Genomic DNA, 8,567 nt, shown 5'->3' with positions numbered 1-8,567 from the left:
AACGATAAGCAGTGTGGACCGTTAAGAAAAGGTTCTTTACCGGGTATTTACGTAAGCGGGGTGTCTGGGGCGGGTTCAGGGCAGCGATTTAGCGCTGTGCAGGCCAAAGCGACGCGCAGGCACTGAAATAAAAACGGCCTGACAGTGACTGCCAGGCCGTTTTGCGTTGCAGGTGTGACCTTACTTCAGAACAGCCAGCGCTGCTTCGTAGTCCGGCTCATTAGCGATTTCGTTGACCAGCTCGCTGTGCAACACATTGTCGTTTTCGTCCAGCACCACAACGGCACGGGCCGTCAGGCCTTTGAGCGGGCCGTCAGCAATGGCCACACCGTAGTTCTGAATGAACTCTGCGCCACGCAGGGTCGACAGGTTTTTAACGTTTTCCAGGCCTTCTGCACCGCAGAAACGCGCCTGCGCAAATGGCAGGTCGGCGGAGATGCACAGCACGACCGTGTTGGCGATCTCATTGGCCTTGGTGTTGAACGTGCGCACCGACGTGGCGCAGGTCGGGGTGTCAACGCTTGGGAAGATGTTCAGCACTTTGCGCTTGCCGGCAAAGCTTGCCAGCGTTACATCGGACAAATCACCCGCCACCAGCGAGAACGCAGGTGCCTTGGAGCCTACAGCTGGCAGCTGGCCGTTAACTTGAACAGGATTGCCTTTAAGCGTCACTTGAGCCATGAACGATGTCCTTCTTGACTGTTTTTGAAGAGGCCGAAGTTAAACACGAAACATTCCATCGACCTATGCCCCACTTGCAAAATCTCATGCGGCCCATCACAAAAAGACGATTCCTGATAAATCGTTGACCAATCCCTACAGGTCAGGGGCATAGCGCACAGACTGAGAACGGTCGCGCAAATCCCCTACAAATCCGCTAAGCCCACTGGCTAAGTGGCGATCTGCTGCTAGCGTCTTGGGACACTGCTTGAATGCCTTCGCCAAACGTTTCCCGCAGGCGCAGTACGGGCCGGATCGGCGCTGGGACACGGTGCTCAACACCAAAGGCAGGGTGTCCAAACCCCCGGGCTGGGCCAAACCTATTTGGGGGCTGACACGGACAACCACGGCGATTGGCTCGACGGCGGCGAACGCGCCAGCAGCTCAAACAGAACCCGGACGGTTCGGTGGACCTGTATTTCGGCCCCACCGCGCCTGCGGGCCTGGAAAGCAACTGGGTGCAAACCGTGCCGGGCAAGCACTGGTTCAGTTACTTCCGTTTGTATGCCCCGACTGAAGCGTATTTCGATAAAAGCTGGAAGCTCGATGACATTACGCGGGTGCCGTGACCTCGATAGCCCGCGTACAACGTAAGGGGGGGACGCCGCCCCCCTTACGCCGCCTTACTTCTTGAGTTTCAAATATGACTGGTGCAAGTCCGAGGCCCAGCCATCAATAACGTTTTTCACGTCATCGGCCTTCATCACCTGACTGTCGTTTTCCAGCGGTTTGCCGGTGCCTTTGCGCACCACCTGCGCCACGACTTTTTGCGAACCGCCGTCGATGAACACGGCTTCGGTGGCCAAGTCGGTTTCCTGATCGCGAATACCCGAAGCCGTGCTCACTGCCGCAGCCACCAACGCCACCGGAATGTACTCATACGGCTTGAGGCTTTGCGTCTGGCTGCTGACCGCCGTGATCGCCGGGCGTACCACGATCACACCCGGACCGGGCGCGCTGGCCAGAGGCAACGATTTGCCCAATTCACGCTTGAGGGCCTGATCGTAGTAATGGGTGATGGCCGTGAGTGTGCTTTGCGGGATTTTGGCGGTGGGCTTGGGGGCCGGGTAGAACTGGCTCGGCTCGATGTACACGGCGGTGTACTGGCCAGCCTTCAACTGGGGATCAACCCAACGCATCACGTCCGCACCCGAAGGCGATTTGGCTTCCTTGAGCCGGCTGTAGTCTTTCAAAAAACCGGAATACTCATCCGGCTGCGTGACATTGCTTGAACAACCGACCAGCCCGATCGAGGCCAGGCACAGCGTACCGATCATTAAGCCAAACTTCATTGTCAAACTCCTGTAGAAAGCGCCACCGCATGCGTACGGTGTTTTAGGTATAGCCAAGCCATGGAAAAGCGTCGTTCATTTGCACGCTTTTAATGCCGAGGGGGAATCTGCCTTCGAAAAAGCGTCACGCGCGGCCTGCGTCAATACAGCGCAGAGGCAGTATGAACAGGTTATGACGCCTGAAAAGCAGATCAGATACACACAAAAGCCCAATAAAACGCCTTTTAATCTGATCCGTAGTATTTAACTTTTTCTGGATCTGTTTTGTTCTGCAGTGGGTTCCTACAGTTCACCCTGCGCCAGACCACGTGGTCTGGCAGGACTTTGAACCGTGGAAGACTTGAGCATGAGCACAGCACTAAACGGGCAGGCCTATAACTATAAGGTCGTCCGCCAGTTCACCATCATGACCGTGGTGTGGGGCGTCATCGGCATGGCCATGGGCGTATGGATCGCGTCTCAACTGGCCTGGCCCGCCATGAACCTCGACCTGCCCTGGACCACCTTCGGCCGCTTGCGACCGCTGCACACCAGCCTGGTGATTTTCGGCTTTGCCGGCAGCGCGCAGTTTGCCGCCAGTTACTACGCCGTGCAGCGCACCTGTCAGGTGCGGCTGTTCAGCGACAAACTCGCGGCCTTCACGTTCTGGGGCTGGCAGTCAGTGATCGTCATCATGCTGGTCACCCTGCCGCTGGGTTACACCACGACCAAGGAATACGCCGAGATCGAGTTCACCGGTGCGGTGTGGATGACGGTGGTGTGGGTGGCCTACGCCATCGTGTTCTTCACCACGGTGGTGCAGCGCAAGACCAAGCACATTTATGTCGGCAACTGGTTCTTTGGCGCCTTCATTCTGGTGATTGCCATGCTGCACGTGGTCAACCACCTGGCCATTCCCGTGGACTGGTTCAAGTCCTACCCCGTGTACTCCGGCGCCACAGACGCCATGGTGCAGTGGTGGTACGGGCATAACGCCGTGGGCTTCTTCCTGACCACCGGGTTCCTCGGAATGATGTACTACTTCGTTCCGAAACAAGTCGGACGTCCGATCTACTCGTATCGCCTGTCTATCGTGCATTTCTGGGCACTGATTACGCTGTACATCTGGGCCGGCCCGCACCACTTGCACTACACCGCCCTGCCCGACTGGGCCCAGTCGCTGGGCATGGCCATGTCGATCATTCTGCTGGCGCCGAGCTGGGGCGGCATGATCAACGGCATGATGACCCTGTCGGGCGCCTGGCATAAGTTGCGCACCGACCCGATCCTGCGCTTTCTGGTGCTGTCACTGGCGTTCTACGGCATGTCGACCTTTGAAGGTCCGATGATGGCGATCAAGACCGTCAACGCCCTGTCTCACTACACTGACTGGACCATTGGCCACGTGCACGCCGGGGCGCTGGGCTGGGTGGCGATGATTACCTTTGGCGCGGTCTATCACATGATCCCCAAACTCTATGGCCGTGAGCAGATGCACAGCGTGGCGCTGATCAACCTGCACTTCTGGCTGGCCACGATCGGCACCGTGCTGTACATCGCCTCGATGTGGGTCAACGGCATTACCCAGGGCCTGATGTGGCGGGCGATCAACGATGACGGCACCTTGACCTACTCGTTTGTGGAGTCGCTGCAAGCCAGCCACCCGGGCTTCGTGGTGCGCCTGGTGGGCGGAATATTCTTCCTGACGGGCATGTTGCTAATGGCTTACAACGTGTGGCGCACCGTTCGCGTCCCTGACTTCAAAAAAGCCGAACTCTCGGCGCAAATCGCCTGACCTGCGCGGCGCACACCTGCGGGTGTGCGCCGCCACGGGCACGGAGCCGTGACCATGATAGAAATAGCCCTGAACATGCTGGCTGTGACCAGCCTCTACTTCTCAATCAGCTGGTGCCTCAAGCATCAGACCGAGCGCGATATCGATGACGCCAGCCTGATCCCGTTCGCGGACGACCCCGAGGTGGCGCGCCGGGTCGAACAAGCCACGGGCAAGACCATTGAGGCGGTACAGGTCAGCGACGAAGCCGTGCGCCCGCCAGGCTGGGGCACCCTGAAGCTCTAAAACGCGGGTTGCGAACACCTGTAAAGGCGCTTGAGCGCAGACATTGGTTGCATAACCCGGGTCATCGGCGGCATTCTGCCAGACCTGATGTTTTGCGAACTTTTGATCGACGACGCACTCAATCTGTACAGCCATTACACTTTTTCGGACAGAGCACGCCCATGACTTCCAAGCTGGAACAACTCAAGCAGTTCACCACCGTGGTCGCAGACACCGGCGACCTCGACGCGATTACCCGCCTTAAACCCGTCGACGCCACCACCAACCCGTCGCTGCTGCTCAAAGCGGCCGCGATGCCGGGCTATGCCGAACTTTTGCAAAACGCCATCAGCCACGCCAAGGGCGATGTCGGCCTGGCCTGCGATCACTTCGCGGTGTCTGTGGGTAGCGGTATCTTGAAAGTGATTCCGGGGCGCATCTCGACAGAAGTCGATGCCCGCCTGTCGTTTGACGAACCGGCCTTGCTGCAAAAAGCCAACCAGTTGATCGATCTGTATGACAAAGCAGGCGTGGGCCGTGACCGCGTGCTGATCAAGCTGGCATCGACCTGGGAAGGGATCCGCGCCGCCGAGAAACTGGAGAAGGCAGGCATTCAAACCAACCTGACCCTGCTGTTCTCGTTTGCCCAGGCAGCCGCCTGTGCCGACGCAGGGGTGTTTCTGATCTCTCCGTTCGTGGGCCGCATCTACGACTGGTACAAAAAGTCCACCGGCATCGACTACACCGGCGCCGAAGATCCGGGCGTGCAATCGGTAACCCGCATCTACAACTACTACAAAGCCAATGACTACAAGACCGTGGTCATGGGCGCGAGCTTCCGCAACCTCAACCAGATCGAGCAATTGGCGGGCTGCGACCGTCTGACCATCAGCCCCGACCTAATTGAAAAACTCGCGCAGGAAGACGGCCCGCTGGAACGCAAACTGAGCCCGGGCAATGCGGGCGAGCCGCGCCAGATCCTCAACGAAGCGCAGTTCCGCTGGGCCTCCAACGAAGACGCCATGGCCACCGAGAAACTGGCCGAGGGCATTCGTCAGTTCGCCCGCGATCAGGAAAAACTGGAAGCCCTGTTGTCGGTCAAGTAACCCGCCGACATCGATCCCATCCGGCGGCAGCGACGATCCGATCAGGCAGTCGCTGCCACGCTGCGCGCTCAACGACTCAACAGCGCTCCAGCAACCCCCTGACGTACCGGCTCACGCCCTCCTCCAGCCCCAGCATCGGCGCTCGGTAGCCCGCCTCACGCAGCTGAGTGAGATCGGCACAGGTATACACCTGATATTTGCCCTTCAAGCTGTCCGGGAACTCAACGTAATGAATCACCCCTTCCAGTAACGCGGTCTCCAAGGTCAGCGGTGGACGGCCTTCTGCCGCCCGCACTTCATTGATGGTAGCCAGCGCCAACGCATTAAACGCCCTCGGCCGCCCGCTGCCGACGTTGAAAATACCGCTGACGTGGGGGTTGTCCAGCCAGTGAAGATTGACGTTGACCACATCCTCGACTGACACAAAGTCGCGCAGATGCCCGCCCGCCGGGTAGTCGCCATATTCGCCAAACAACTCGACGTAGCCCCGCTCGCGGTACTGGTTAAAGCAATGCCAGACCATCGACGCCATGCGCCCTTTGTGCTGTTCGCGCAGGCCGTACACATTGAAGTACCGCAAGCCCACCACCTGACTGCGCGCCTTGGGCAGTAGCTGGCGCACCTTCTGATCAAACAGGCTTTTGGACCAGGCATACACGTTGAGCGGCCGCTCGCACTCGCGCACCTCGCGAAAATCTCGATGGGCGCCATAGACCGCCGCCGACGAGGCATAAATCAGCGGGATCGACTGGTCCTGACAGGCCTGCAATAACGCACAGCTGTAGCGGTAGTTGTTCTCCATCATGAAACGACCGTCACGCTCCACGGTGCTGGAACAAGCGCCCTGATGCAAAACGGCACGGATATCGCCCAACTGGCGATCCGCAAACCGCTGCACGAAGTCACGTTTGTCGAAGTAATCCGCAATATCACAGTCGGCCAGATTGCGGCATTTATCGCCGTCAGTCAGGTCGTCCACCGCAATGATGTCGCGTTCGCCGCGACCGTTCAGCGCCTTCACCAGGTTGCTGCCGATAAAACCCGCAGCCCCGGTCACGATGATGCTCATCCAGGACCTCCTGCCGATGCATGAAAGGTTTCAGCCTAGGCGTGTTTGCAGGTCCGACATTGATGCGGGTCAAGGCTTTTTCAAGCGCGCAGACCCGAAGGGATCGACGGCGCGCTGAAGGCGCCGTCGCGGTGCTCAAGGGGTGTCACTGCGCGCGTACGCAGTGACAACAGCGCCACTCAGGCGAGAAAGGTTTGCGCCAGGGAATAGACCAGCGAGGAGATGGCCACCAGCCCGATCACGGTGACGAACACGTTGGAGATCGTGCCCGAGTATTGACGCATGGCTGGCACGCGGCGGATGGCATACATCGGCATCAGGAACAGGATGGCCGCGATCACCGGGCCGCCCATGGTTTCGATCATGCCCAGGATGCTTGGGTTAAGGGTCGCCACGACCCAGCACACGATCAGCATGAAGGCGGCGGTCATGCGGTCCAGGGTTTTGGCTGCCGGACGCTTGCCGGTTTTCAGCACCAGGCCTTTCAAGCCTTCGCTGGCCCCGATGTAGTGCCCGAGGAACGACTTGGCAATGGCCACGAAGGCAATCAGCGGCGCAGCGAACGCGATGGTTGGGTTGCTGAAGTGGTTGGCCAGGTACGACAGGATCGACAGGTTTTGCGCCTTGGCTTCGGCCAGTTGCGCCGGGGTCAGGGTCAGCACGCAGCTAAAGACAAAGAACAGCACCATGACCACCATCAGCAGATGCGCACGGGACAGGATCTGCGAGCTGCGCTCATCGGCGTTGTCGCCGTAGCGGCGCTTCTGGTCGACGGCAAAGGCCGAGATGATCGGAGAATGGTTAAACGAAAACACCATCACCGGAATCGCCAGCCACAGCGTATGCAGAAACGCCGAAGGCTGCGGCAGTGTGCTGGCCGTGGTGAGAATGCCGCCGTTCCAGTGCGGGATCAGGAACACCGCCAAAAACAGCAGCGCCACGATGAACGGGTAAACCATCATGCTCATGGCCTTGACGATCACTTGCTCGCCGCAACGCACCACCACCAGCAGCCCGAGGATCAGCACCAGCGACAGAATCGCCCGGGGTGGCGGCGTAATCGACAGTTGGTTGAGCATGAAACTGCCGACCGTGTTGGTCAGCGCCACGCTGTAGATGAGCAAAATCGGGAAGATGGCCAGGAAGTACAGCAGCGTAATCACTGCACCGGCCTTGAGACCGAAGTGTTCCTCGACCACGTCCGTGATGTCAGAACCTTCGCGCCCGGAGAGGACAAAACGGGTCAGGCCCCGGTGGGCGTAAAAGGTCATCGGGAACGCGAGCAACGCCAAAATCAACAACGGCCAGAAACCGCCCAGCCCAGCGTTGATCGGTAAAAACAGTGTGCCTGCGCCAATCGCTGTGCCGAACAGGCCCAGCATCCAGGTGGTGTCTTGGCGGTTCCAGCGAGTGAGCGTCGCGGGTGTCTCGTCGAAACAATCGTCGACGCTATTAGCCTGGTCATTCATCCGGTCGAATCTCCGCTAGCCGGTCGTTACCACGCGGCCGGGGCGGACAAAACACACCTTACAGACAACGCCCCAGCCATAAGAAGGGCGCGATTGTCCGGGATTAGACATAAGAAGCAAAGGTTTAGCTGAGCAAAGGTAAAAAACATTTGCTAGGCCAAAGCCATCTTCAGACACCTATTGATACACTCCGCTGACTCAACCTACGCCCATAAGGCCTGTCCTCCCATGACTGTCTCGCACCGCTGCACAGCGCTGATCGGACTCATCTGCGCCCTCACTGTGCCTGCCGCCCTGGCCGACGCAACGCTCATCACCTGGCCCGTCGGCTGGGAGGTTCAAGACGTGCCGCCCGCCCCGGACGACAACGGCCAGCGCCAGCGCGCCGTGAAGAACGACGCCAACGGCGACCCGCTGATGGTGATGGAACTGACCCAGACCACCTTGGCGCCCGAGCACCAGGTCAACATGGAGGCCGTTTTGCTGCAAATGCGTAAAACCCTGCAGCAAAACTTCGCCAAGGGCGGCTACCAAAGCGCCTGCAACAAGATCCACCCGAGCACGCTGGGCGGCCTCAAGGCACTCGAAACCACCTGCAAAATCACCCAGAACGGCAACCACGTCATCACCCAGACGCTGGTGGCCGCGACCCGCGAGGCGCACGCCTACGCGCTGTCTTACGCAGGCCCCGCCGACGGCTATAAAGCCACCGAACCACAAGTGCAAGGGATTCGCGGCAGCCTGCGGTTCAGTCAATAAACGGCGCCTGGCACCTTGAATCCCTGGCAACCCTCCCCAACCTGACAAAACTGTCATCCAGCCATCAGTTGACTGACAGCAGGTGTCGGTCAGGCTGACATTTTCTCAAGGCTG

8 protein-coding genes and 1 pseudogene are annotated in these 8,567 nt (G+C 59.2%); 5 read left to right on the top strand and 4 right to left on the bottom strand.

The annotated features are described in order from the left end of the window. Positions 1 to 180: 180 nt before the first annotated feature. Positions 181 to 681, bottom strand: a complete 501-nt coding sequence (tpx, locus tag IF654_RS10275) for a thiol peroxidase (protein WP_047274860.1) — start codon at positions 679 to 681, stop codon at positions 181 to 183. Positions 682 to 931: 250 nt separating this feature from the next. Here tpx and IF654_RS23190 point away from each other — a divergent pair. Beyond that, positions 932 to 1,289, top strand: a pseudogene (locus tag IF654_RS23190) (DUF1214 domain-containing protein); the annotation flags it as partial. Between the two features lie 54 nt (positions 1,290 to 1,343). On the opposite strand, the gene IF654_RS10265 reads toward IF654_RS23190, so the two are convergent. Continuing rightward, positions 1,344 to 2,012, bottom strand: coding sequence for a DUF3313 domain-containing protein (locus IF654_RS10265; protein WP_047274862.1), 669 nt, complete (start codon positions 2,010 to 2,012; stop codon positions 1,344 to 1,346). 346 nt (positions 2,013 to 2,358) lie between these two features. Here IF654_RS10265 and ccoN point away from each other — a divergent pair, with 346 nt between their 5' ends. From ccoN to tal, 3 genes are all read left to right on the top strand, one after another. After that, positions 2,359 to 3,786 carry a cytochrome-c oxidase, cbb3-type subunit I gene (gene ccoN / locus IF654_RS10260; RefSeq protein ID WP_047277293.1) on the top strand — a complete coding sequence of 476 codons (1,428 nt, stop codon included), beginning with the start codon at positions 2,359 to 2,361 and terminating at the stop codon, positions 3,784 to 3,786. Between the two features lie 54 nt (positions 3,787 to 3,840). Next, entirely contained in the window at positions 3,841 to 4,071 is a 231-nt protein-coding gene (locus IF654_RS10255; protein ID WP_047274864.1) for a hypothetical protein, read from the top strand. 161 nt (positions 4,072 to 4,232) lie between these two features. Then, positions 4,233 to 5,156, top strand: coding sequence for a transaldolase (gene tal, locus IF654_RS10250; RefSeq protein WP_094988129.1), 924 nt, complete (start codon positions 4,233 to 4,235; stop codon positions 5,154 to 5,156). Positions 5,157 to 5,232: 76 nt separating this feature from the next. Here the strand turns inward: tal and rfaD are convergent, their stop codons facing one another. After that, positions 5,233 to 6,225, bottom strand: a complete 993-nt coding sequence (gene rfaD / locus IF654_RS10245) for an ADP-glyceromanno-heptose 6-epimerase (protein WP_094988130.1) — start codon at positions 6,223 to 6,225, stop codon at positions 5,233 to 5,235. Positions 6,226 to 6,404: 179 nt separating this feature from the next. Continuing rightward, entirely contained in the window at positions 6,405 to 7,694 is a 1,290-nt protein-coding gene (locus IF654_RS10240) for a serine/threonine transporter (protein WP_094988131.1), read from the bottom strand. A gap of 228 nt (positions 7,695 to 7,922) precedes the next feature. On the opposite strand from IF654_RS10240, the gene IF654_RS10235 reads away from it, so the two are divergent. After that, positions 7,923 to 8,453, top strand: coding sequence for a DUF4946 domain-containing protein (locus tag IF654_RS10235; protein ID WP_094988132.1), 531 nt, complete (start codon positions 7,923 to 7,925; stop codon positions 8,451 to 8,453). The last annotated feature ends 114 nt before the right edge of the window (positions 8,454 to 8,567 follow it).

The sequence above is a fragment of the Pseudomonas lundensis genome (assembly GCF_015377145.2).
Classification (GTDB): domain Bacteria; phylum Pseudomonadota; class Gammaproteobacteria; order Pseudomonadales; family Pseudomonadaceae; genus Aquipseudomonas; species Aquipseudomonas lundensis.
Note: the sequence above shows the minus strand (reverse complement) of the source record. Positions and strands in the feature narration are given on the sequence as shown.

Excerpts from the sequence above, each read along its gene's own strand:
- tpx (WP_047274860.1), bottom strand. The coding sequence starts at position 681 with ATGGCTCAAGTGACGCTTAAAGGCAATCCTGTTCAAGTTAACGGCCAG.
- ccoN (WP_047277293.1), top strand. The coding sequence starts at position 2,359 with ATGAGCACAGCACTAAACGGGCAGGCCTATAACTATAAGGTCGTCCGC.
- rfaD (WP_094988130.1), bottom strand. The coding sequence starts at position 6,225 with ATGAGCATCATCGTGACCGGGGCTGCGGGTTTTATCGGCAGCAACCTG.
- tal (WP_094988129.1), top strand. The coding sequence starts at position 4,233 with ATGACTTCCAAGCTGGAACAACTCAAGCAGTTCACCACCGTGGTCGCA.
- IF654_RS10255 (WP_047274864.1), top strand. The coding sequence starts at position 3,841 with ATGATAGAAATAGCCCTGAACATGCTGGCTGTGACCAGCCTCTACTTC.
- IF654_RS10265 (WP_047274862.1), bottom strand. The coding sequence starts at position 2,012 with ATGAAGTTTGGCTTAATGATCGGTACGCTGTGCCTGGCCTCGATCGGG.
- IF654_RS10235 (WP_094988132.1), top strand. The coding sequence starts at position 7,923 with ATGACTGTCTCGCACCGCTGCACAGCGCTGATCGGACTCATCTGCGCC.
- IF654_RS10240 (WP_094988131.1), bottom strand. The coding sequence starts at position 7,694 with ATGAATGACCAGGCTAATAGCGTCGACGATTGTTTCGACGAGACACCC.